The organism is Moorena sp. SIO4A5 (assembly GCF_010672005.1).
Taxonomy (GTDB): domain Bacteria; phylum Cyanobacteriota; class Cyanobacteriia; order Cyanobacteriales; family Coleofasciculaceae; genus Moorena.
The window spans coordinates 1-24,159 of the sequence record NZ_JAAHHZ010000060.1 but is presented as its reverse complement, the minus strand read 5'-3'; the positions used below and the strand labels follow the sequence as shown (position 1 = coordinate 24,159).

Here is a 24,159-nt window from a genome sequence, read left to right as displayed (position 1 = left end):
ACAGTCAATTTTTCCCAGGCAGTGCTATTCCTAGTAAAATGAGAGAAACAGCTATCCTGGAAGCCCTATTGTCAAGTACCCACTGAACTAATGGCACTTTCCTCGATCATTCGGACACTAGAGCACTCCCCTCTCACCAGTGAACTACTCACGAAACTAAATCGCCAACAGTATCTATCTCTGAATGGTATTCCCCGTTTGCCAAAGGGATTAGTAGCATCAGCCCTGGCCAAGGCAGACCAACGCCTCCTATTCGTAGTCTGTAGCACCCTAGAAGAAGCAAGTCGCTGGGCAACCCAACTGGAAGCCATGGGTTGGGATACAGTCCACTTATACCCCACCTCAGAAGCATCACCCTATGAACCCTTTGACCCAGAGTCGGAAATGACCTGGGGACAAATGCAAGTATTGGCAGATTTGGTCGAAAGCCTGAAGGTTGACAGGTTGCCAGTTGAAAGTTCTGACTTACAACCTTCGTTGGTTCAACCTTCAACTGATCGGATGGCGATTGTTGCCACTCAAGCAGCACTCCAACCCCACTTGCCCCCTGTCGATGCCTTTAAGCCCTACTGCCTTACCCTTAACCAGGGCATGACTTGGGATGGGAAAAACCTTGATAAAAAGTTAGCACAGCTGGGTTATGAACGGGTTCCCCTAGTGGAAACAGAAGGTCAGTGGAGTCGGCGCGGTGATATTGTAGATGTTTTCCCCGTAGCTTTAGAATTGCCAGTGCGGCTGGAATGGTTCGGGGATGAGTTAGAGCAGTTGCGGGAGTTTGACCCCGCAACCCAGCGTTCCCTGGATAAAATTGACGGCATCGTGCTGACCCCCACGGATTTTGGTCACATTATTAGCCAAGTGCTGAGAACCTCAAAGGCTGAACTAATCCAATCTTATCTCTCACCTCAGGAGCAAGAATCTTTCGAGGGAGGTCAGTCTTTAGAGGGTAGCCGCCGTTTCTTGGGTATTGCCTTTGACCAGCCAGCCTCTCTACTGGATTACCTGCCAGAAAATACTTTAATTGTCATTGATGAACCAGAACAGTGTGCTGCCCATTGCGATCGCTGGGTGGAACATGCCCAAGAACAATTAGAGGAACTGAATCATTCCCTGCCCTGTCTCCATCGTTATTTTGATCATGCTCTAGAGTTAAAGGTTAACCAGTTCCAGGTTGTTCGCGAACAACCTAATAACCTTCAACCTACTAACCTTCAACCTAATAACCTTCAACCTACTAACCTTCAACCTACTAACCTTCAACCTACTAACCTTCAACCTACTAACCTTCAACCTAATAACCTTCAACCTACTAACCTTCAACCTACTAACCTTCCACCTACTAACCTTCCACCAATCCTGTATTTATCAGAATTGGTGGAAGAAACTAGCCAAAATGCCGTTAATCTGGCTAGCCGCTCTGTACCAGTAACACCCCACCAGTTTGCCAAACTAGCGGAAGTACTGCGAGAGCAAAGCGATCGCCGTTTCTCGATTTGGCTGGTTTCTGCCCAACCTAGTCGTTCCGTTGCCCTGCTCCAAGAACATGATTGTCCTGCCCAGTTTGTCCCCAACCCTCGGGATTACCCAGCTATTGACAAATTAAATCTCCAGAGGACAGCGGTAGCAGTCAAGTATTCGGGCTTAGCAGAACTAGAGGGATTTATCCTCCCTACTTACCGGATCGTGGTGGTAACAGACCGGGAGTTCTTTGGGCAGCATACCTTGGCAACTCCCAGTTATATCCGTAAGCGACGCCGTGCTGCCTCCCAACAGGTTGACCCCAATAAGCTACGTCCAGGGGATTATGTGGTTCACAAGAATCATGGGATCGGTCAGTTCCTCAAGCTGGAAAAATTAAGCATAAATAATGAAACTCGCGAGTATTTGGTGATCAAGTACGCTGATGGTTTGCTCCGGGTGGCAGCGGATCAGTTGGGGGTACTATCTCGGTTTCGACATACAGGTACCGGTTTGCCTCAACTCCACAAGATGTCCGGTAAAACCTGGGAGAAAACCAAAAATCGTGTCCGTAAAAGTATTAAGAAAGTAGCGGTGGATTTGCTGAAGCTCTATGCCCAGCGAGCACAGCAGTCCGGTTATTGCTTTCCACCGGATTCCCCTTGGCAGCAGGAATTAGAAGATTCTTTCCCCTACCAACCTACTCCTGACCAACTCAAGGCGATACAGGATGTGAAACGGGATTTAGAAAGCGATCGCCCTATGGATCGGTTAGTTTGTGGGGATGTGGGGTTTGGTAAAACAGAAGTGGCAATTCGGGCTATTTTTAAAGCTGTCACCTCTGACAAGCAAGTAGCTTTCCTTGCCCCGACCACAATCCTTACTCAGCAGCATTATCATACCATCAAAGAACGGTTTTCTCCCTACCCCATCAATGTCGGTCTACTCAACCGCTTTCGTACCCCTCAGGAAAGGCGTGATATTCTCCAACGCCTGAAAACTGGGGAGTTAGATGTGGTGGTAGGTACCCATCAGTTGCTGGGGAAGAGTGTAACGTTTCGAGAATTAGGGCTGTTGGTGATAGATGAAGAACAACGGTTTGGTGTCAACCAGAAGGAAAAAATTAAATCTTTCAAAACTCAAGTAGATGTATTGACCCTTAGCGCTACTCCCATTCCCCGTACCCTCTATATGTCCTTATCGGGGGTACGAGAAATGAGTTTGATTACTACACCACCCCCCTTACGGCGTCCCATTAAAACCCACTTATCTCCCTATAAACCAGAAGCTGTCCGCACCGCCATTCGTATGGAACTTGACCGAGGTGGTCAGGTATTCTATGTCGTACCTCGGGTTGAAGGGATTGAAGAAGTTGCTGCGGAACTCAGGGAAATGATCCTTGAGGCCAGAATCGCCATTGCTCACGGTCAGCTCGACCCAGCCGAATTAGAGTCAATTATGCTCACCTTTAGCAACGGTGAGGCAGATATCCTAGTGTGTACTACGATTATTGAATCTGGGCTCGATATTCCTAGAGTCAACACCATTTTGATCGAAGATGCTCACAAATTTGGTCTTGCCCAACTGTACCAATTGCGAGGAAGAGTAGGTCGGGCGGGGATTCAAGCCCACGCTTGGTTACTTTATCCGAACCAGAAGGTACTCTCAGAAGCAGCCAAGAAACGTTTACGAGCAATTCAGGAGTTCACTCAACTCGGGTCAGGGTATCTGTTAGCAACCCGGGATATGGAAATTCGAGGGGTGGGGAATCTCCTAGGTGTAGAACAATCCGGTCAAATGGAAGCCATTGGCTTTGACCTCTACATGGAAATGCTGCAAGAAGCGATCAAGGAAATTCAAGGGCAAGAAATTCCTCAAGTAGATGATACCCAGATTGACCTTCAGATCACAGCCTTTATTCCCGCTGACTATATTCCAGATTTAGACCAAAAAATTAGTGCTTATCGAGCAGTAGCTGCAGCAGCCTCCCAGAAGGAGTTAGCACAGATCGCAGCAGCTTGGAGCGATCGCTATGGTCCAATTCCCTCAGTGGCAGAGCAATTACTGCGGGTGATGGAACTAAAACAGTTAGGGAAGTCTTTGGGATTTGCCCGAATTCGACCTGAGGGTAAACAACACATTATCCTAGAAACCCCCATGGAGGAACCAGCCTGGAAGTTACTCCAAGAGAACCTGCCCCAACATTTGCGATCGCGTTTTGTCTATTCTCCTGGTAAAGTTACAGTTCGTGGTCTAGGTCTAGTCAAGACCAACAAACAGCTAGAGAGCCTGATTGAATGGTTAGGTAAGATGCAAGGGGCACTGCCAGAACCTACTGTGGTTGGGTTACCCGAATCCCCAATCCCTAATGCCTATAACAGTCAACAGTCAACCAATTAGTTTTAACAAAAGTTCATAGTTTGATTGGTCTTTCTTCTTTTAACCTTTACCAAACCTTTCCATTCTATTTTTATGCTTGAAATAAGGTAAGCTGTTAGCTTTTTAATAGTGAAAAAACCATTAAAAAGCTAGATTTATTATAGTTTTTATCTGAAAGCTTACCTAATAAGTTAAGTGGTAACAATTGAGCTCATGTCCGGTTGTTTTGGTAGTGTTCATCGTTGATTATCTTTTTGGTAATAGGTAATAGCTCGGGAGTAATCCCAATTACCAATTACCAATTACCAATTACCAATTACAAAAGCGTCAGCTGTCAGCCGTCAGCTGTCAGCCGTTGGCCTTAGGCCAATGGCTGATAGCTGAATGCTTACACAAAAGCTTTACAATACCTAGACTCCCGGACATGCTATGAATTCTAACTATATAAATTTTTATAAATTACCGCCAATATGGCAATACAGCTCAATAGTAATCGTGTTTGATTACTTGATGTCTACCTACTTAACTAGAACTCTGTAAAACTGAGATCTTGCACCATTTTCATTAATCGTAGGGTGGGCAGTGCCTACCAACGAGCTTTGCAAGCTTCATTATCTGTCTAGTGCACTGCCCACCCTACATGAACTACATGAACTTAACTAGAACTCTGTAAAAGCTATTCCACCGGAATACCTTAGCTGAGGACTTTATTGACTAATTTTAGAGGTGTATAGCCATGTTCAGAACCAACAAGCACAGGACCAATCCACTCCTCTCAGAGGTAGCTGATCTCAATAGCAGTCTCACTCCGCCTGAGCCACTGCCCAAAAAACGTGTTGATTTACTCAAACCTGTGCGCCGATGGCTGGATCACATAGAAATTACAGATCAAACCCTAGCTAGATTCCTGTCCAAAATTATTCCTGGTCAATGTCCCTTTGAGCGGGATTTAAAACTTTTCGGTCACTTAGTACTACACATCCCTCCCCTATGTAAGCTCAACCCTCTCTACGAGCAATTAGCTAGCCTGCGTTTCCGCGCCCTCTGTTACCTAGTGGATCAGTGTGGGGAGGATATTGAATTTTACGCTTGAGAGGGGTAAAATACCCCTTGCTACTGATCCTGAGCAAGGGGCTTCTAAGTTTAAAGGAGACTGCTGGTTAGACGCCTTTCGACCGCGAACAGGTCTTATATCATGTCAGGATAATTACCTTCTCTGTTTCGGCTAGTATTCACACTTGTGAATGACCTAAACCAAAAAAAAGGCTTACTCCACAGCAGAAAAGCTTTGTTTGACGTATTCCGCCTTCTATTCTAAACAGAGAGGCTATGAATTTCAATCTGATCAGTTATATTTATGTTAATTATTTTTTCAATTTTGCAACATTAGATTGCCAATTAGTAGTTAGTAATCAAAACGCAACCATTCAGCCTAGGGCAGCTGAATGCTTACCTCAAAACTACTAACTACTAATAACTAATCAATCACAGGAGATAAGAGCTAATCGCCTTAATTTCTAGTTAAGGCGATTAGTCGCCACCGATCTTTGGTGGTAATCCCAGTTTGTGCAATAAGCTTACTCAGCTGTAGCTAGTTCTGTGCTACCACGAACGCGACGACGGGTAAGGGTGTTGTATAGCATTATACCAATGGCTTTAATCAGGTTACCCTCCAGTTCCTGGAACATCTTCATATTCATGCCAAACGCGGCATTAGCTTCTTCCACAATCCGATCCGCTGTGGCATCATCAATGGGTAGCTCATCCATGGCTTGCCGATAGTTGGCCTTGAATCCCTTCTCATCAGAGATTTGTTTGAATTCATAAAAAGCAGTACCTTGCCCATCTGATAAGTTCATCCCGCGCTGGGCAATCTTTTTGAGAATTTGTCCGCCAGATAAGTCCCCTAGATAGCGGGTGTAGGAGTGAGCAACCAATAGTTCTGGTTGCTTCTCAGAGATATCTTTAATTCTTTGCACATACTCTTTAGCCGCCACTGAAGGGACTACTTTCTCTTGCCAGTTAGAACCGAAGTAATAGCATAGGTCTTGCTCTAGGGTCTTTTTCCGATTGAGCTCTTGGAAGTAGATTTTTGAAAGAATCGGGTGTTCCCGATGGCGCTCCATCTCCTCTTCCATGGCGGAATAGACGAAGTAAAGGTTGGATACTAATTTACGGTAGGAGGTTTTTTCAACGGTTCCTTTCAAAAAGCACTTGACAAAACCCACATTCTCTGCCATGGTGTGGGATTTTTTTGTGCCTTCACGCAACTTGGTGGCTAAATTGGTACTCATTATTTATTTTTGTTCCTAAAGTTGACGGTATTTGTATTACTACTTACAGACAAGCGAATATCTTTCCAAATTCTTAGAGTAAACTGATTTAATTAAAAATGTTGTTAAGAATTCTTACGTAAACCCGAGATCCTACCTCCCCCACCCTGAGAGAGCCAGTTCATAGATCGTGAAACTGATCAGTTTAGCAACGGTTTGATCACTACAGAGAGGGGAGGGGAGAAGTTGTACCCTAGATTCAAAGGCTCAACTGTCGTAACCATCCAAAAAACTCTAGAAACTAGCAAGACACCAGAAGTCTTTAAGTAAAAATACTTAAGCAGTCCTCAGGCAATGCGCTACGCGCACGCTACGCTCTCAGGTCTCAGCCATCAGCTCTCAGGTCTCAGCCATCAGCTCTCAGCCATTGGCCTGTGCCCTGTGGCCAAAGGCTGACGGCTGAGACCTGAATACTTACAGGAAGTCTCATGAAAGGCCGTGCGACAAGGCGCGAGAGAAGCTCACCAAGGGAACGGGCACCAAAAGAGTGGAAATTTGGTTAAGCATCGTGACGCTGCCAATGCCTTGGCAGTTTGATCAGATTTTTTCTAGCCCGGAATTCCCAGAGAGTCTATGCCTTGAATTGACGCAACACACTAAACGCCTGAGAACGCCACCCTTCTGGCAATAGGGACAGCACCAAACCAACCCAAGCTTTTGAGGGAGAGCAAGCTTTTCCTGACCAAACTAGTTCACGTCCCTTTGATGTTTGTCCAATTTCAATCAGGCGAAATCCTAGTAGTAGCTTAGTTTCCGTCAGGCGCGATCGCCTAACTGTCTCCAACATTTCTGACTCAAACTTATAACTTTCTAGATAACGCAGTTTATCCTTTAAATAGGGAATTGCTCGACTAATCCCTTGCTGTTGGGCATGGAATCGATATTCCATTAACAATTCTGGTAAATAATAGGCTTTCTTTCCCGCCATAGCCAGCCGAACGAATAAATCATTATCTTCACAATTTTGGATATTAGGACGCATAAAATCTACGTCTTTCAACGCCTGCATCCGAAACAACGTAGCGCCAATTTGAAAGCTCTGCTGAATAAAAACAACCTCGATTAAATTCTCAACGATACCTTCCACTAACTTGGTTCTACCCCACCTCTGAGAATTTAATTTTGTAGCTGATTCGTCCCGAGTATTATTGATGGTAATTACCCAATGATCTGTACCAACAAAATCAATACTATGATCTGGCTGTAAGATAGCCGTTGTTTTGGATAAAAATTCAGGTGTCAGCCGGTCATCATCATCAAATTTAATAAAATATTCCCCCAATGCGGCATCAAATCCAGAGCGCATATTATTACTTTTGCCAAGATTGTTGGGGTGACGGATGTAGTTAATTCGGCTATCCTGATATTGGGACATTAACTTAGGAGTTTCATCAGTTGAACCATCATCACAGATAATTAATTCCCAGTCTTGATAGGTTTGTTTAATAACACTGTCAATCGCATAAGGAAGTAAATTAACGCGATTGAATGTAGGAATACACACACTAACCTTGGGGACTCGTTGAATCATTGTATTGTTATAGATGAAACTATCAAGCCACTCAATTCATTGATTTTTTGACATAAAATTATCCTATTGGATACCTGATATCAAGTCCGGTTACAACGCACTAGATATGACTTATAGCAATGTCTTGATGCAGTCGCTCATGGGGGGAACCCCCTTTGGCGGCGCTGCATCGCTTTATTACCTAACCTGAAGATATGATGAAAATTCTCATGCTATCTGCCACCTTTCCTTATCCCCCCACTAGGGGAGGAACTCAGGTACGGACATTTAATTTACTAAAACATCTTAAGTTAAGTCATGATATCACCATGATTACTCAACGTTCAGAAGATGTCACGGATCAGGAAGTGGAAAAACTCGGGAAATGGGTAGATGAATTGGTGGTTTTCCCCCAACCAAAGCCTTCTGAACCCTCAGGAGGAATCTGGGGCAAAGTAAAGCGATTTAGTAATTTTTTAAGCCAGGGAATTCCCCCCAGTGTGCTACATCTCTACTCCCGGGACATTCAACAATGGGTGGATAAAGCTGTGGCGGCTGGACGGTTTGACATTATTACCTGTGAACATAGTGTAAATGAAATATATGTACGACCAGAATGGCGACAGCAGCTGGGAACGGTGGTGAATATTCACAGTTCTGTGTATGGTACCTTCCGTAACCAGTTGGAAACAGGAACCTCGGAAAATCAGCTCAGAGACCAGTTAAATTTACCCCTGTTGCGCCGCTACGAGGAACGATACTGTGCCAAATTTAATGGCCTTGTGGTCACAACACCGGAGGATCAAAGCCAGATAGCTGCCTACAAGCCATCGGGTAAAATTGTGGTGATTCCCAATGGGGTGGATTTGACTCAATTTCCCCAACGCACTGCTGACCCAGGGGGACATCGCATAGTGTTTATTGGAGCTATGGATAACCGAGCCAACATTGATGCTGTAAGCTTTTTAAGCTTGGAGGTATTTCCAGCAATTAAAGAACGTTATCGAGATGCTAAGCTGCAACTGGTAGGAGCAAGACCAGTACCTTCGGTGTTGGAGTTGGCAGAATTGTCGGGAATTACGGTCACCGGTCGTGTGCCATCAATGGTAGAGTATCTCCATCAAGCAACTATCTGTGTGGTACCGATGCGGACTGGCTTTGGCATTAAAAACAAGACCCTCGAAGCAATGGCGGCTGGGGTACCTGTAGTAGGAAGCGATCGCGGTTTGGAGGGACTAGCGGTTGATGGTGCCAATACACCTCTGCGAGCATTGCGGGCAAATCATGTTAAGGAGTATATTAGTGCCATCACTCGTTTGTTTGAAGACCCACAACTGCGAGCAAAGTTGTCCCAAAACGGGCGCTCATTGATCGAGGATGAATACACCTGGGATCGCGCTGGTCAATGCTACGAACAAGCCTTAACCCAGTCAGTGGTTAGAGGTTAGTGGAATACAGTAGTTTGGGGACTGAACCCCTTGACTCGTCTTCCCTCTGTTCCTCCTGTTCCCATTGTTTGCCCTCTTACTCCCTACACAACCAATTCTATTCCAGAACCGTGGCAAACCCCTCTAAATCACCGTCACTGGAAGTCATAGAGAGATTAGGCTACCTGGTGTTTGGTAAATCGGTAAATTTGAATTTTTAACTATATTTTCTAGAGGAAAATTCACAATTAGTATAAATGTATTGGTATGAAGATATAATACATTTATACTGTCCAGTTTTTTGGATAGTGTTCTTTGTCGTTGTTTTTTGGGTTTTGGGTAATAGGTAATCGGGAATTACTCTGGAGTAATCAAAATTATCAAAAACCCCAAGCTTGGCAATATCGATGCTCAAGGATTTGATATAATGGTGATTTGGAGTAAATTAACATGAATAAATGTTAAAAAAAGTTTATAAAAATTTTAAATAGTATAAATAAATTCATTCTTAACTCAGGTAAAAAGTGAGATAAGAATGAATTATTGCCTGCCGTTTCCTTGTTGCCAATTATTTGTCCAAGTAGTAACGTCCTATGAAGATTCTAATGATCTCCACAACCTTTCCCTATCCGCCAACGCGGGGGGCAACTCAGGTCAGGACGTTTAATTTACTCAAGTACCTGAGTGAGCGTCATGCTATAACCTTGGTTACTCAACGTTCTGAGGATATCACGGACATCGAGGTAGAAAAATTGCAGCAGTGGGTGGAAGAACTGGTGATTTTTCCCCAACCGCAGCCATCAGAACAAGAGGAAGGCTTAAAGGAGAAATTACAGCGCTGGAGTACCATTTTGCAACAGGGAACGCCCCAGAAAGTGCTCCAACTCTACTCAACTCCAATGCAGCAATGGGTGGATCAGGCTGTGGAGGCGGGAAAATTTGACCTGATTACCTGTGAACACAGTACCAATGAAATTTATGTGCGACCAGAGTGGCGGAAGCAGCTGCGAACTTTGGTGAATATTCATCATTCTGTATACCGGAAATCCCTGGACAAGCTCGAAACCAAAACATCAGACAATCAGCTGAAAGACAAGTTAAATTTGCCCCTATTACGTCGCTATGAAGAGCAATATTGTGCTAAGTTCACAGACATTATAGTCACAACAGCGGAAGATCGACGGCAAATAGACTCATTTGAGTTAGACAGTAAAATTACATTGATTTCTAATGGGGTTGATGTTCATCTATTTCCCCGGCGCATCTCTGATCCTGGTGGACACAGATTAGTATTTACTGGGGCGATGGATAACCCACTAAACATCAAAGCGGCTCGTTATTTTAGCCTAGACGTGTTCCCAGCAATTACAGAGCGCTATGGTGATACCAAGCTAGAATTAGTCGGACCCAAACCGGTGCAGGCGGTGCTAGAGTTAGAAGATATACCAGGGATTAGTGTAACTGGCTCGGTGCCTTCTTTAGTAGACCACCTTCATAAGGCAACCATATTTGTGGTGCCAATGCAGAGTGGATTTGGGGTAAAAAATAAAACTCTGGAAGCGATGGCAGCGGGAGTACCGGTCGTGGGAAGCGATCGCGGTTTGGAGGGATTGACAGTTGATGGCGGGGATGTCCCTTTGCGGGCATTGCGAGCAAATGATACAACAGAATATGTTTATGCCATTAGTCGGTTATTTGAAGACCGCCAGCTCCGTAAGCAATTGTCGGAAAATGGGCGAGCGTATATTGAACAGAAATATACTTGGGAACGTGCTGGTGAACTGTATGAGCAGGTAATCACAGGTTGAAGGGTTTAGGGTGCACTTGTTTTAGATTGAGCAAGGGGGAATGACAAAGACATGGACAATTAGCGTTTAAGTCCAAAAATCTGTACTATTTGGCTAATTACTATCTATTGCCCCCAAGATTTTTTTCAAACTAGGAAAAAACTGGAAAGATAAACCATTAAAACATCAGTGCAAAAGTCTAGTAGAGGTGGTTGGTTAACAACCTTGGGCGCGATCGCTGCCTTAATCACCACTAGCGGTATCATTGCCGGTAGTATCTGGGTGGCGGTTATGTTAATTATTGACCCTGATTCGATTGTCTGGATCAATCACATTTTGCCGAGTTGGGCTCGTATCCCCCAGACTGTTCCCTCATCTGCCAAGACATTTGCCCAAATTCAAGGGGAGATTCGTGAAAATGGGCTAACGGCGGGCACACCCCTTTCCCTTAACTCTGAGTTGCTGCTACCGATTTTGGGATCACCACCATCATGCCAAAGTAATTGTGACCAGATCGTGGAACTCAGAGTCTATCAGCCTCTTGAACAAAGCCATAGCGAACAGCAGTATTATCAGCTAGTTAGTCAGCTGCCTATCACTGCCCCGGTCGAATATTTTGTGCTGTCTACCCAAGTCAACACAGCATCCGGTGATGCTAGTGTCTCTCGTTCACTACCTTTAACCAAACTCGATCGTTTCGATCAACAAGCTCTAGAGGAAGGGTTTTGGTTCAACCTCTCGGGTCAAGTGGTCTCAGAGAATACACCCGAGAGCTATGGACAAATTATTCACTACAATCAAGACCAGACACACCTGAGTATGATGTTGGAGTGGACAAGCCCTAATGAAGGTTCTCCCTATTGGCAGGAAGTGACCGGTGGTGCTACTCCAGAATTAGTGGTTAATCATACTGTAGGCTTGGAACCCCAGTTCAAGGTTTACCAAATTAAACCTCGCTCTTTTGTTCCCAACCCGATTTATCTAGAGGAAATTTCCCTAACCCAAGCAGCGATAGATACTAAACCCTATCAGAATGGTTTAATCCTAGCCCGTCATGGTTTGTGGTCTGATGCTTGGCAATGGTTGAACCAACAGAGACCAAAACACTGGTCAGCAGAGGCTCAAGCCCAAATAGATTTGGTTAAACTGCACGCTCAGGTCACCGAGTCTCAGGCAAATCAAATTTGGGCAAGTGCGAGTGCTGCTATCTTTGCCTATCTCCTGGATGGTCGCTGGGCGGAGGCAAAAACAGTGTTTCAGACCGCAGTGAATGGTGCTCAGTTGGGGGATATTATCACTATGCTAAAGACCGATTCTGGGGGATTGTGGGGGCGGGTGGAAGCAGCACTAGAGGTCAATCCTGATGACAGCAATGTGCAAGTTTGGGGAGGGTTGATTTTGGCAGCCCAGGAAGACCCTCAAAAAGCGATCGCATGGGTTAAGGAATTACCCCAAACTAATCCCCAGGTTTACCAACTCCTCAACCATATGGACAATGCCTTAAACCCAGTTCCAGCCATCGTCAGGCACTTCAGTCAACTGGTTGGCAATTCAGAAATCATTCAAACTGTCAACGCAACGGATTGGCTGCAACCGGAAGATGGAGATGGGGGAATAGGAGAACAGCACTGCCAAAGGCAGCAGGAAAGTACTGAATTGGTTTCTATAGCAGAGGAACAGAGTATAGCACTTTCCCCCCTATCCCCCTGCCCATCTGTTCCTCTGACTCTACAAAAACAACCGGAGCAAGTTTGGTATCAAGTACAGGTAAAAGCATTTCACGATGGTCAGGGTTGGCGGTGGATGCCGTTTTCTGATTTACGGCTGCCCACTTTGACCAAGGGAAAGCGACTGTGGCGATATTTGGGCTTAGACGTTGACCCCCAGATTCGGATTAGCCTTTGGAGTGAGAATGGTATCCAACAATCAACCACAGCTACGGTCAAGGGGGTTTCCTACCAGGAAGGGGTGATTAAGCTGTTGGCAGCAGGTGGGAAACTCCCTAGTGACACCGTGGCTATTGATGGATCTAATCAGCACCTGCTAGCACACACGGAGACGGCTCTGCGCTGGTTAGACCCAAGTGCGATCACTTTGTCAGCACTCTACCACCTTAACCCCGAGTCGGTGTCAACCATGCTGCCAGTACTCTGGCAGGAGTTAATCAACAGTGGTCAGTTCTCCCCAGGACCCCTTCCTAGTTTACCAATGATGCTTCAGGAGATCGGGCATTGGTCAGTTAGACCGATCGAGCTGACTGGCAACAACCAGCCGGAAGCGGTGCTAACCTTATATCAAGAAATATCGGTTACCTCAGAATCTACAGAGGTGGGTCTATCGGATAGTATTAATGACGGGATGGATACAGATCGGGCAACTACTATCTACAAACCCCGCACCATGATTTTTTCTGACACAGGAGCCTTACTCTACAGCGAATTTTCCCAAGATGCCAGCAGCTCCATGACAGCGATCGCGGATTTAGGGGATGGGGGTCCTGCGGCTATAGTCATTGATGAACCAAATAACTATAGCCTTAAGCGTTGGTCACCCAAGCATCAGCGTTTTCAGTAATGCCTGTACTTAAAGGCATTAGTTTAACGCAAAACCAACCGTTGTTGCTTAAGTAATTGCTGCTGCTGCCAGAGGGATTCAACTTCTGCCTGTAAGTGAAGGTACTTTACTTGCTGGTCAACCCCATAAACCGATGTCATCAATTTCTTCACCTGGGGGTCACCAGTGACAACAGAACGGCAATTGCTCTGCCAGTGGGCATCGGATAAATCGGTCAGATGGTCGGAAGAAGTTAACATTTCTAGACTAAGTATTTTTGCTTTCTCACAACACCACGTAATTTTATCCTGAATTTCCAGCACATGCTAACTATACTTGGAGCGGTTAGCTTATATCATGTCCGGTTGAATACTTATATCATGTCGGGATAATTACCCTTAATAAAAATCTCCCCCATCTCCCTATCTCCCCATTCCCCTCCTGGGAGGGGTTAGGGGTGGGTCCCCATCTCCCCACACTTCCCCTCCTGGGAGGGGTTAGGGGTGGGTCCCACCCTCCCTCTAATTATGGGTATTCAACCTGACTTGATATTAATCATTCCACTAAGGAGACAGTCATGATCCAGCCTCTCGCACTGATTCCCTCAAGCCTCTACAGGAAAAGATGCCAGACTATTTGAACAGTGGTTTACGTTTAGGCTGGTTAATTAACCCCCAGGGCAAAGAGGTTGAAATCTATCGTCCCAATCAAGCTGTTGAGACTGCTAAATTTCCTGTTACTTTGTCAGGGGAAACTATTCTGCCTAACTTTGAGTTAGCTTTGCCGCTTTAAATTACCTCAGCAGGTTAGTAAGTAACTGCGGACTCATACTTGTAAGTAGAGAGTATTAGAGCGTTTTCATCCTTCACACTTAACACGTTACAGGTTAAACTTCATCCTTTGTCAAAAAATCGGCTTACTTAAGCTAGAGGATTTCTCTAGTTCAGTCTGTTCTGGCAACTCATCAAAAATTGTTAGTCTATTGGGTTTGCAGCGTTTGAGAGTTACCATGATGCCTTGAGCTCCTTCATTGTCTAAGTCTTCAATATATCCATATTTGGCAGCCTGAGCCTCCTGCTGGTTAACAAAGGGTCCAAAGTAGTAGGTACACTTGGGGGTTTCGGTGATGATTTCCACCCAAAACGCTAACCCGAAGAGGTCTAAGATTTTGATTAAGGATTCTTTCATGACATCCACCTAGTTTCCAGGATAATCTCTGTTAATTTAATCGGCTTTTAAACCTTTTTATCCTCCATTTACTCTTCTTGTTTCACAATCTGTTGATTGGAAGTACTATCGATATACAGTAAGTCTGACCAACGCTGCCTATAGGTTTCATATAACACCATAGCAGTTGCTGCTGAGGCATTGAGGCTAGGGGTCTTACCCTGTAATGGAATTGAAACTAACATGTCGCAGCAGCTTTGTGACCTTAGGCTTAAACCATTACCCTCTGAACCTATTACTAATACTACTGAACCAGTCAAATCAACTTTGTGTAAAAGTTTACCAGTACCAGCAGCAGTTCCGTAAATCCAAAAGCCCGCAGTTTTCAACTGCTCTAGGGCATTACTAAGATTGACAACTCTGGCAATAGGAAAGGTTTCTAGAGCTCCTGCTGCCACTTTCCTTACAGTTGAGGTGACACCAACAGCTCGACGTTGGGGTATGACTAAGCCTTGAGCCCCTAGAGCTTCTGCCGTACGAATAATCGCCCCTAAATTTTGAGGATCATTAATGCCATCACAAGCCAATAAAACTGGCTGCTCAGTTGCCCATTTTGCTTTGTCAATTAAGTCATTTAAATCTATGTACTGGTAAGGTGCAATTTGAGCTGCCACACCCTGATGGTTACCACCTTTGGTAATTTGGCTCAGGCGTTTTGGTGCTACTTCATCAATTACTGTACCGTTAGCCTTGGCTTGAACTAGTAAAGAGTGAAAGCGAGGATCGTAACGCAGCTGGGAAATAATCCAAACTCGGTTTAGCTGGTGCTGGTTTTGGAGAGCTGCTAGAACTGAATGACGCCCGTAGATTAAGTCACTCTCTTCTTCTGTGCTACTTACAAGTTTTGACTTAGGGTACCCATGCTGCTTCGGCTGAGTTTCCTCGGAGTAATGGGAATGTTTTGGCCGTGGCTTTCGAGAGTGGTAGTTCTTTCGAGGGGGTTTGCCGTTCTTTTGAGAATTGGCTGAGGTCGAACGAGATAATTTTTTATTCTCACCTTGCCGATCAGAGGACTTCCCTGACTTGATCTGACCAGAAGCATCAGAGGAGGCATCAGAGGAGGGGTTTTGATTAGCCATAATAGAATTAGGATTTATGGGGTATCCAGTTGTAGATGAGCCAATAACTGGGTCAAGCGTTGAGTATCAGTAAGGTAGAGGTATCCCAGTAAAGTTTCTAAGCTACTAGCTTGTTGATAGATTTCTCGATTGAGACGCCGGGGGCTCTTTGTAGCAGCATTCCGTCCGCGCCGTAAAACGTCTTTTTCAGAAGCAGTTAGGTAAGGTTCAAGCGATCGCAAAATCTTAGCTTGGCTTTCTGCTCTGACGTGAGCCACTACCTGGTTATGATAGTCACAGATTCGCCTCGGTGGTAGCAGATAGTGGGTTCGGATGTAGAGTTCATAAACAGCATCTCCTATATATGCCAAGGATGCTGGGGAAATCTGTTGAATTTTGGCAATTTGATCAACTTTCGCCATGAATTGCCTAAATCGAAACTCTGTCCACAATACTATAGAGTCAGTTCCACAGCCATGGCTATCCTCTTCCAAGGGGTCTAATTGTGCATCTGTTTGAGCCATCTTTGGGGTCTCACGGTCTTTTGTTTACTAGACCAAATTTGACATCCTTCAACAATTTCTGCTTAGAGTATTCAATACATTAGCAAAACGGCAACTTACTCACACTCAACTCTCACCGATTCCCCACTGCTTCTGAAAGTGAAGGCGGGTTTTGCCCCCGCCATCACCATCGATTTTGTCACTTAGACTTGATTTTCTCCACAGCTACCGTCAGAGAATCTTGCAGGGAGAAAAATTTTTCTAGGCGCACTAGTTTCACAGTTTGAGTCACCCGGGGATTGGTCACGACTTGTAGACTTCCGTCAGAAGTTTGAGCTTTCTTTACTAGCTGCACCAAAGCACCCAAACCAGAGCTATCGACAAAATCAATTTTAGATAAGTCCAGAATAATATCCGCTGGACCTTCATCAATACATTTGCCAATAACGTTACGGAGAGTAGATTCCGAAAAGGCATCTAGCAATCCAGTAAGGCGGAAAATTTGATAATTTGACTCGACTTGGCGAGTGCCCCTTAAACTGACTGTAAGGGTTATTTGTTCAGGAATAACACCCTCCTCGATATAGCTTATAAATATCAATAATCTAATACTTCTACTGTCAAGTTGACTACTGTGACAGTAGATTGATGACTTGGTTACCGTTGATAAACGCGCCCTATAACCATACCTTGGCTTGTTGCTTAGCACGTCAAGGGGCTAAAACAACGTCAATTTTAGATTATACAACAGTATCAGAGTTTGGGGGGTAGGGTGACCGGGTCTAGCGGTAGGGTAAAATTAAGCCAGCCATGATTCTAACCGATTAATCATAACTGAAGCATATTTCTTGGTTTGCTGGCAATGTAGGGGCTATTTTCTAGTCCCACACCCGGTCACCCTACAGTTGGGGTTTGGCATCGGGGATTGCACGCGATGCTCCTGGGTCGCCGCTAAGCGAGTCACGCGATTGGCTCTAGGCCACGCTACGCGAACGCAAACCCTCGCAGAATCAATCAGTTTCTAGTCAAGAGCCTAGGGCGTGTCTTCTTGCCTCAGAGATCCCCCATTATCCCCCTTAAAAAAAGGGGACTTTGAGTATGGCTCCCCCCTTTTTTAAGGGGGGCTGGGGGGGATCATAATCTTGCGGAAAACTTTGAAAACACGCCCTAGGCCACGCTACGCGATTAGCCTACGGCCACGCTACGCGATTAGCCTACGGCCACGCTACGCGATTAGCCTACGGCCACGCTACGCGATCGCATCAGCTCGACAAACTGCTTAAATAAATAGTCAGCATCGTGAGGACCAGGACTAGCCTCTGGGTGATACTGTACTGAGAAGAACGGTAAGGATTTGTGACGCAACCCTGCCACAGTGCGGTCATTGAGATTTAGGTGAGTAATTTCCACCTGATCCCCTAATGTATCGGGATCAATAGCAAAACCATGGTTTTGGCTAGTAATTTCCACCATTTGCTGCAAACCGGCTGGGTGATTCAAACCTCGGTGACCAAATTTAAGTTTAAAGGTCTGCGCTCCTAGGGCAAGACCAAGAATCTGATGTCCCATGCAGATGCCAAAAATAGGTTGCTGACGCTCCAATAAGGCTTTGGTGGTTGAGATGCCTTCGAGTACTACAGCCGGATCCCCTGGTCCATTGGACAGAAATATCCCATCGGGATTATACTTAGCAATTTCTTCTGGCGGTGTATTAGCAGGGACGACAATTACCCGACAATTGTAGCTAGCTAGACGCTTGAGAATATTACGTTTGATGCCAAAATCGATAGCAACAACTGTCAAACCCTTGTCCTTTTCTACCCCATCAACTGCCGGACCGAACTCCCAATTTGCTTCCGTAGGATCAGACCATTCGTAAACCTCGTCAGTGCTCACTTCTTTAACTAGATTTAATCCTGCCATACTCGGAGCCGCTTGCACTTGGGACAATAACTCAGTGGAGTCAAGGATTTCTGTGGAAATGGCACCGTTTATCGCACCAATGGAGCGTATTTTGCGGGTCAATGCCCTTGTATCAATGCCGTAAATTCCTGGGATGTTGTGTTCTGCGAGATAATCGGGCAAGGACTGGGTAGAGCGCCAGTTACTGGGCCGGTAGCAGATGTTACGGGCAATTGCACCTCTGATTTGAGGATGAGCAGATTCTTCATCGGACGGGTTAACACCAGTATTGCCTAATTCTGGATAGGTGAAGGTCACAATTTGACCGCAGTAGCTGGGATCTGTCACCACCTCTTGATAACCCGTCATAGCAGTGTTAAACACTACTTCACCAATGGTTGTACCAGTCGCTCCGAAAGACCAGCCTTGGTAAGTTGTGCCATCAGCGAGAACTAGCAGAGCTGGATGAGCCGTTGAGATAGTCATTTTATGTCAAGTAAACCCTTTTCTTTAAGCTTAGGATTGAAGCGAATTTCAGTCTTTACCCCTCGGGATTCTAGCTCATCTTTAATTTTAGCTTCAACTCTCCGAGCAATTTTTTTGAGAATCTTCGTTTTTGCTAATTCCTCACTTTGCTCATAGTCTAACTGCTCTGCTTCAGTCATTGTCACTTTAGCATCAATCGGCTGACTCCAGAGATTTTCCTGCTCTCCATTCCCTACCGGTATCACACCATTCTCTTCAATCCATGCCTTACGAATCGTTTCTAATCGACTCCGGTTAGGTTTTTCAATGGTTTCTATTTTTAGCCAATAGCAGGAGTGAGGCTGACGAACTAAATGTTGTTTGATGCTGATATATACATCCCGGGAATAATTCACAAATCTCAGGGTTTTATCTTGGTCAAAAATAGCGTATACACCAATCTTTTTTTGTAAATATTCTGGTAGATTTCCCGTTTCATCCAGATAGGGAATAAATTCTAAATCCTTCAGAGATGGAATTTGATTATCAGAGGTGAGCATGGGATGGGATTAAAAATTACTATTAAAAAATAAATATAAAAACTAAATTTTATTGAAATTTGCGATAAATCCCACACAGGCGACTGGGATTAAATATTTTGGCTTTGAACATGAAGTTAGGAGGTACATTAATGATGATATAATCATCAGATTCGTGATACTGCTCATAGTCCGCTGGCATTCCCTTAGGGGTTGAAGTGGTGTAGGGAACTGGTTGAAACAGTAATTCAGTAAACTCAACCCTGTCAGCTTGAGCCGCTTCAGCTACTTGAGCCAAGAAGTTTTCCCCGGTTAGTAAAGCAAATAACTGGTCTCGGGCTTCTGGAGCTAGGACGAAACTGCTATCAAACTTGTTAACTATCTTGAGGCGAACCATAAGTCAAGGACAATCCCGAACTCTTTACGAGAGTGATTATACCTGATCAAGATTCACTGTTGAACAAGACTTCCGTGAAATATACTTCTGAGTTCTAAGTTCTGAGTTCTAAGTCCTTAGTAAGACCTGCAACCTGCAACCTGCAACCTGCAACCTGCAACCTGCAACCTGCAACCTGCAACCTGCAACCTGCAACCTGCAACCTTCAACCTTCAACCTTCAACCTTCAACCTTCAACCTTCAACCTTCAACCTTCAACCTTCAACTTAGTCATCCTTCTGAACCACTTCTGTTCCCCGCTTCCGGATGCGATTCCGTTCCTTGGAGCAATTCCTATCCCCGTCTGTGAGTTTATTTTCAAGTTTGCACTGCTCGTAAGTAATTTGAGCAGCGTGGCGTTTTGGCAGTTGATTCTGTTTTTCTAAAGCTTTGTTAAAAAAATCTAAACTTTTTTCCTCCTGCCCCAGTTTTCGCAAAATTTGTGCTTTAAGGTAAAGTACATCTGGGTTGCTTGGTGTTGTTTCCATTGACCGGTCTACATAGTCTATTGCCTTAGAATATTGCTTTAAATCTCGATATCCTACAGCAATGCCTCGATAGGCTAAATAAGATGGTAAAGCATAGGTTTCTAACTTGTCAATGGCTTGAGATGGGTCAGAAAATGGTAAATTGACAGCTAACATTAAATCCATGTAGCCTGTAATCAAGTTTAGCTCTGGGTCATTAGGAGCAATTTCTTTTGCTTCATCCAGATATTCAAAAACTTTCTGTAATTTAGTCAAGGCGCTGATAGGACCTTCTTTTTCAAAATCGTAAGCCCCTTCCAAAAAATAACCTACTGCTGTGTAGAGATTACCTCGCAAAGGATCAGAGGCAATCATTTCCTTAGCAGTCTTAAGAGTTTTAGTTCCGTAGGTCTTGAAGGTTTCCCAATCTTGATCTAAGTAAGCTAGAGATGATAGCATAGCATAGGTCATGGGTTCTTTAGACTGCCTAGATTCCGATTTTTTTAGATAAGCTTCAGCCTCTTTATAGTTTCCCTCCTTGAAGAAGAAGTCAAACGCATCTTGAACAGTGTCATCAATGTTCCGAGGATTACTGTCGCGAAAGGGGTCAGCTGCCAAGGTGGGCATTCCCCATAAACCGATTAATACAACTGCTGTGCTGACACAGGCTTTAACTATCTGTTTTGGTGCTCGAAACCGTTGGTTCATCGTCATTGTGGCAATATTAAAAATATATGCTACTAACCTCAGTACTGACGTTGCACTTGATGCCAGGTTCCATAGTACCGGAAGTTGGGGGATAAGATAGTAAGTAAGCATATGCGCTACGCGCACGCTGCGCGAACAGCTGTCAGCGGTCAGCGGTCAGCCATTCCCATAGCGTGGCCCAAAGGCTAATAGCTGATAGCTGATAGCTGATAGCTGATAGCTGATAGCTGAGTGCTTAAGATAGTAATGTCTATGAAATTTTGAAACCTCCAAAATTTTGGGAGAAGGGAAGGAGTGGGCAAAAGGCAATGCTATATCTTAGAGACTTAACCTATCATCCACCAGCTAGCTCCACCCCGATCTTGAAGGGTCTGAGTCTAGAGCTAGCACCACAAGAATTGGGACTAGTGATTGGTGTTAGTGGTTCTGGTAAAAGCACATTATTGGAAATTTTGGCAGGATTAGCCCAGCCCACGGCAGGAAACATCTTTTGGGGAGAAACCGAACTCACAAACGACCAGCTACCACAACTGGCAGGATTAGTGTTTCAGTTTCCAGAACGGCATTTCTGTGGTAAGACTATCCTGGAAGAATTGCGGATGGGACATCCAGAGTTGGGGTCACAAAGGGTTTATGATGCTTTGGGGGAAGTGGGACTAGCTGATTTTACCCTGGATACTTCACCCCATGCCATGAGTGGTGGTCAGCAGCGACGCCTTGCTCTGGCAGTACAACTGATTCGTCAACCCCATATACTGATGTTGGATGAACCAACAGCTGGATTAGACTGGTCTATGCGAAGACAGTTAGTTAATCTGCTGGCAAAACTCAAAACCCATTGGACACTCCTAGTGGTGACTCACGATGCTAAGGATTTACTGCCCATTGCTGACCGCTGCTGGACTCTTAAGCAAGGGGAATTAAAAGCTGTTGATCTAGCTAGTGCTGAGTTGTGAGTGTTGAGTACTTTAGGAAAGGGAGTAGGGAGTAGGGAGTAGGGAGTAGGGAAAAAAAATTATCACAATTTATTTAGGTACCCTATTTAAAAATTAAAAAATTACCGTTATTCAGTACGTTTTATGCTAAATTTATACTCAAAAAGCCCAGAAAGCTTACTGTAGAATTAAAATTATGCTATTCAACTCACAAAAAATTTTGAATACGGGCTTTTTCCACTACTCCCTGCTCCCTGCTCCCTGCTCCCTCTTACAAACTGTTTATTTAGCATAACAAGTACGGTAGAGCCAAAATGACAAATGACCAAAACGTTTTATTGCTGCCACAGATGACAGAGGTTTGGCAACAAACTCTAAATTGGCAGCCAGATCCAGAACAACAACAGTTGTTTCAAAAACTCTATGAAGGGATTTTGTCAGGCAATCGCCAGTTGAATTTAACTCGGATTACAGCTCCCGAGGAGTTTTGGGAAAAGCATCTGTGGGATTCTTTGGTAGGATTGGCTCCCATATGGCAGTCTGTAACTCCAGGACAGAGAATTATTGATATTGGAACGGGGGCGGGATTTCCAGGATTACCAGTTGCGATCGCATTTCCTAATACTGCTATTACTTTACTCGATTCCACTCGCAAAAAAATTACTTTTCTCCAAACCTTAATCCCCCAGTTGGAAATTAATAATGTTAAAACTTTAGTTGGCAGAGCAGAAGCCATTGGACAGAAGCGACAGCATCGACACTCCTACGATATTGCTCTAGTTCGTGCTGTTAGTGCCCCTTCTGTTTGTGCTGAATATGCTCTACCACTTCTGAAACAAGGAGGTTTGGCGATTCTCTATCGTGGTCATTGGACAGATGAAGAAACCGAAGCTTTACAGCCAGCGGTAAAAAAGTTAGGTGGAAGGATTGAATCAGTTGAAAAATTTACTACCCCTTTGAGCGATAGTGTTCGTCATTGTTTGTTGTTGAAAGTATTATCACCCACGGCAGCTAAGTTTCCCCGTGCTGTAGGATTACCAGCACAAGACCCTTTGAATTAGAAGATATAGCGGTTTGCGACTTTATTGACTACATATTTATGGGTTTTTAGGGAACAGGGAAAAGGAATCCCCCCTAACCCCCCTTAATAAGGCAGGGCTGTTTCATTCTCGCAAAAAATAGATGGGGAGATGGGGAGATGGGGAGATGGGGAGAATTTTGGACTAATACTCGGGATTTTGGGCAAATTTATCGTTCCCTTACACCAAGGCCGTTAACAAATTGTTAGTGATTTGAGTTGATTGAAGGCGGTTAATTCGTAAGATTTTAATGACTAAATTTGGGCATTTTTCGGTAAATTTTAGTTTATTTCCCTATCCCCCTATCCCCCTATCCCCCTATCTCCAATAATCGTTAACTTACTAAAGTTTGAAACAGCCCTGCCTTAATAAGGGGGGAAGGGAATAGGGAATAAAGCAGTTGGCATCCAACCTAAGTTATTTATTATTGCTAATTAAAAAGTAAACTTTATCTTTTTTGCCCCATTTTCATAATTAACTTATCTGCCAATCGCTATAAATGAAAGTTTATACCCCATTTTTTGCTAAACTAGTATTATCAAAAAAATGGCTTCTTAGGAAAACTCCGATGACTGCCACTACTGCACTGCTTAGCCTCGAAGACTACTTAAGCTACAACGATGGCACTGATCGGCGTTATGAACTGGTGAATGGGGAACTGATTGCCATGTCTCAACCCAAAGGACAACATGGTGCAATTACTGAGTTTCTCAACGATCAATATCGGGCTGAAATTCAGGCTCAGGGGTTAGCCTGGGTTTCTAAGCAAGGGTTTATTGCCATCTGCTTGCAGCAGCGCTTCGCGATCGAGTCGCCCCGTGGGGGACGTTGGGATACAGCGCGGATTCCAGATGTGACGGTGGCAACACTGGAGCAATGGCAGGGAATGCTGGATCGAGAGGCGATCATTCGTCTCAACGAATCGCCACCTTTTTTGGTGGTTGAAGTGGTTAGCGAATCGACTCGGACGACGGATTATCGCAGCAAACGAGTGGAGTATAACTTGCTGGAAATTCGCGAATATTGGATTGTCGATCCGCTCAAAGAGCAGGTTGTGGTGTTGCAGTTGGTGGATGATCTTTATGAGGAAACGGTTTTTGTCAGGGATGAGTTGATTGAATCAACTATTTTTCCGGGGTTACAGCTTTCGGCACAACAAGTGTTGAATGGTGCGCTTTAGAATAAGTAATAGACTTTTAGCCATCAGCCGTTAGCTGTCAGCTGTCAGCTAAGTTCTAAAACCTGAATGCTGAATGCTCTAAGTTGAACGCTCTAAGCACCGAGGAGGAAATTTTATGCCTTCCCCTTTTCCAGGGATGAACCCTTACCTAGAACATCCAGAAGTTTGGCCAGGAGTACATCACTGGCTCATTGTTGAACTAGCCAGATCCCT

Annotated in this window: 21 protein-coding genes and 1 pseudogene; 11 read left to right on the top strand and 11 right to left on the bottom strand. The window is 44.6% G+C overall.

Annotation, left to right across the window (positions count from 1 at the left end; translation table 11 throughout):
- The first annotated feature begins 90 nt into the window (after positions 1–90).
- Both mfd and F6K57_RS19140 read left to right on the top strand, forming a co-directional pair.
- Entirely contained in the window at positions 91–3,858 is a 3,768-nt protein-coding gene (gene mfd / locus F6K57_RS19145) for a transcription-repair coupling factor (RefSeq protein ID WP_293069949.1), read from the top strand.
- 715 nt (positions 3,859–4,573) lie between these two features.
- A complete protein-coding gene (locus F6K57_RS19140; protein ID WP_293069947.1) occupies positions 4,574–4,930 on the top strand; it encodes a Mo-dependent nitrogenase C-terminal domain-containing protein in 357 nt (118 codons plus the stop codon).
- Between the two features lie 484 nt (positions 4,931–5,414).
- Here the strand turns inward: F6K57_RS19140 and F6K57_RS19135 are convergent, their stop codons facing one another.
- Both F6K57_RS19135 and F6K57_RS19130 read right to left on the bottom strand, forming a co-directional pair.
- Positions 5,415–6,131 carry a heme oxygenase (biliverdin-producing) gene (locus F6K57_RS19135; protein WP_293069945.1) on the bottom strand — a complete coding sequence of 239 codons (717 nt, stop codon included), beginning with the start codon at positions 6,129–6,131 and terminating at the stop codon, positions 5,415–5,417.
- Positions 6,132–6,741: 610 nt separating this feature from the next.
- Complete coding sequence (locus tag F6K57_RS19130; protein ID WP_293030760.1) at positions 6,742–7,701, bottom strand: glycosyltransferase family 2 protein; 960 nt, start codon at positions 7,699–7,701, stop codon at positions 6,742–6,744.
- A gap of 197 nt (positions 7,702–7,898) precedes the next feature.
- Between F6K57_RS19130 and F6K57_RS19125 the strand changes: the two genes are divergently transcribed.
- The 3 genes from F6K57_RS19125 (at position 7,899) to F6K57_RS19115 (ending at position 13,468) form a co-directional block, all read left to right on the top strand.
- On the top strand, positions 7,899–9,128 hold the full coding sequence (locus F6K57_RS19125; protein ID WP_293030952.1) for a glycosyltransferase family 4 protein: 1,230 nt from the start codon (positions 7,899–7,901) through the stop codon (positions 9,126–9,128).
- A gap of 572 nt (positions 9,129–9,700) precedes the next feature.
- The gene (locus tag F6K57_RS19120) at positions 9,701–10,915 is read left to right on the top strand and encodes a glycosyltransferase (protein WP_293027207.1); all 1,215 of its coding nucleotides are present in this window, start codon (positions 9,701–9,703) and stop codon (positions 10,913–10,915) included.
- A 168-nt stretch (positions 10,916–11,083) separates the two neighbouring features.
- A complete protein-coding gene (locus tag F6K57_RS19115) occupies positions 11,084–13,468 on the top strand; it encodes a hypothetical protein (RefSeq protein WP_293069943.1) in 2,385 nt (794 codons plus the stop codon).
- 23 nt (positions 13,469–13,491) lie between these two features.
- On the opposite strand, the gene F6K57_RS19110 is transcribed toward F6K57_RS19115, so the two are convergent.
- Entirely contained in the window at positions 13,492–13,707 is a 216-nt protein-coding gene (locus tag F6K57_RS19110) for a hypothetical protein (RefSeq protein WP_293069941.1), read from the bottom strand.
- Between the two features lie 328 nt (positions 13,708–14,035).
- Here F6K57_RS19110 and F6K57_RS19105 point away from each other — a divergent pair.
- Positions 14,036–14,239, top strand: a pseudogene (locus F6K57_RS19105) (Uma2 family endonuclease); the annotation flags it as partial.
- A gap of 111 nt (positions 14,240–14,350) precedes the next feature.
- Here the strand turns inward: F6K57_RS19105 and F6K57_RS19100 are convergent.
- From F6K57_RS19100 to F6K57_RS19085, 4 genes are all read right to left on the bottom strand, one after another.
- Positions 14,351–14,635, bottom strand: coding sequence for a DUF1816 domain-containing protein (locus F6K57_RS19100; protein WP_293042898.1), 285 nt, complete (start codon positions 14,633–14,635; stop codon positions 14,351–14,353).
- Between the two features lie 68 nt (positions 14,636–14,703).
- The gene (gene rlmB, locus F6K57_RS19095; protein WP_293069939.1) at positions 14,704–15,753 is read right to left on the bottom strand and encodes a 23S rRNA (guanosine(2251)-2'-O)-methyltransferase RlmB; all 1,050 of its coding nucleotides are present in this window, start codon (positions 15,751–15,753) and stop codon (positions 14,704–14,706) included.
- Between the two features lie 14 nt (positions 15,754–15,767).
- Positions 15,768–16,256 carry a ribonuclease III domain-containing protein gene (locus F6K57_RS19090; RefSeq protein ID WP_293069937.1) on the bottom strand — a complete coding sequence of 163 codons (489 nt, stop codon included), beginning with the start codon at positions 16,254–16,256 and terminating at the stop codon, positions 15,768–15,770.
- A gap of 178 nt (positions 16,257–16,434) precedes the next feature.
- The gene (locus F6K57_RS19085) at positions 16,435–16,791 is read right to left on the bottom strand and encodes an STAS domain-containing protein (protein ID WP_293027215.1); all 357 of its coding nucleotides are present in this window, start codon (positions 16,789–16,791) and stop codon (positions 16,435–16,437) included.
- Positions 16,792–17,389: 598 nt separating this feature from the next.
- Here F6K57_RS19085 and F6K57_RS19080 point away from each other — a divergent pair.
- Positions 17,390–17,518 (top strand): hypothetical protein, encoded by a 129-nt coding sequence (locus F6K57_RS19080; RefSeq protein WP_293069935.1) that lies wholly within the window; start codon positions 17,390–17,392, stop codon positions 17,516–17,518.
- On the opposite strand, the gene carA is transcribed toward F6K57_RS19080, so the two are convergent.
- The 4 genes from carA to F6K57_RS19060 form a co-directional block, all read right to left on the bottom strand.
- Positions 17,469–18,623, bottom strand: coding sequence for a glutamine-hydrolyzing carbamoyl-phosphate synthase small subunit (gene carA, locus F6K57_RS19075; RefSeq protein ID WP_293069933.1), 1,155 nt, complete (start codon positions 18,621–18,623; stop codon positions 17,469–17,471). The two genes, F6K57_RS19080 and carA, sit on opposite strands and share 50 nt — an antisense overlap.
- Positions 18,620–19,162, bottom strand: coding sequence for a GIY-YIG nuclease family protein (locus F6K57_RS19070; protein ID WP_293027185.1), 543 nt, complete (start codon positions 19,160–19,162; stop codon positions 18,620–18,622). Before F6K57_RS19070 ends, carA begins: the two co-directional genes overlap by 4 nt.
- 49 nt (positions 19,163–19,211) lie before the next feature.
- The gene (locus tag F6K57_RS19065) at positions 19,212–19,538 is read right to left on the bottom strand and encodes a hypothetical protein (RefSeq protein WP_293027182.1); all 327 of its coding nucleotides are present in this window, start codon (positions 19,536–19,538) and stop codon (positions 19,212–19,214) included.
- Between the two features lie 266 nt (positions 19,539–19,804).
- A complete protein-coding gene (locus F6K57_RS19060; RefSeq protein WP_293069930.1) occupies positions 19,805–20,758 on the bottom strand; it encodes a Sll0314/Alr1548 family TPR repeat-containing protein in 954 nt (317 codons plus the stop codon).
- 302 nt (positions 20,759–21,060) lie between these two features.
- Between F6K57_RS19060 and F6K57_RS19055 the strand changes: the two genes are divergently transcribed.
- The 4 genes from F6K57_RS19055 to F6K57_RS19040 form a co-directional block, all read left to right on the top strand.
- Complete coding sequence (locus tag F6K57_RS19055) at positions 21,061–21,708, top strand: ABC transporter ATP-binding protein (protein ID WP_293069969.1); 648 nt, start codon at positions 21,061–21,063, stop codon at positions 21,706–21,708.
- 293 nt (positions 21,709–22,001) lie between these two features.
- Complete coding sequence (gene rsmG / locus F6K57_RS19050; RefSeq protein WP_293069928.1) at positions 22,002–22,748, top strand: 16S rRNA (guanine(527)-N(7))-methyltransferase RsmG; 747 nt, start codon at positions 22,002–22,004, stop codon at positions 22,746–22,748.
- Positions 22,749–23,334: 586 nt separating this feature from the next.
- A complete protein-coding gene (locus F6K57_RS19045) occupies positions 23,335–23,946 on the top strand; it encodes a Uma2 family endonuclease (RefSeq protein ID WP_293027173.1) in 612 nt (203 codons plus the stop codon).
- Between the two features lie 115 nt (positions 23,947–24,061).
- A partial coding sequence (locus F6K57_RS19040) for a DUF4058 family protein (protein ID WP_293069967.1) occupies positions 24,062–24,159 on the top strand: 98 nt, incomplete at its 3' end.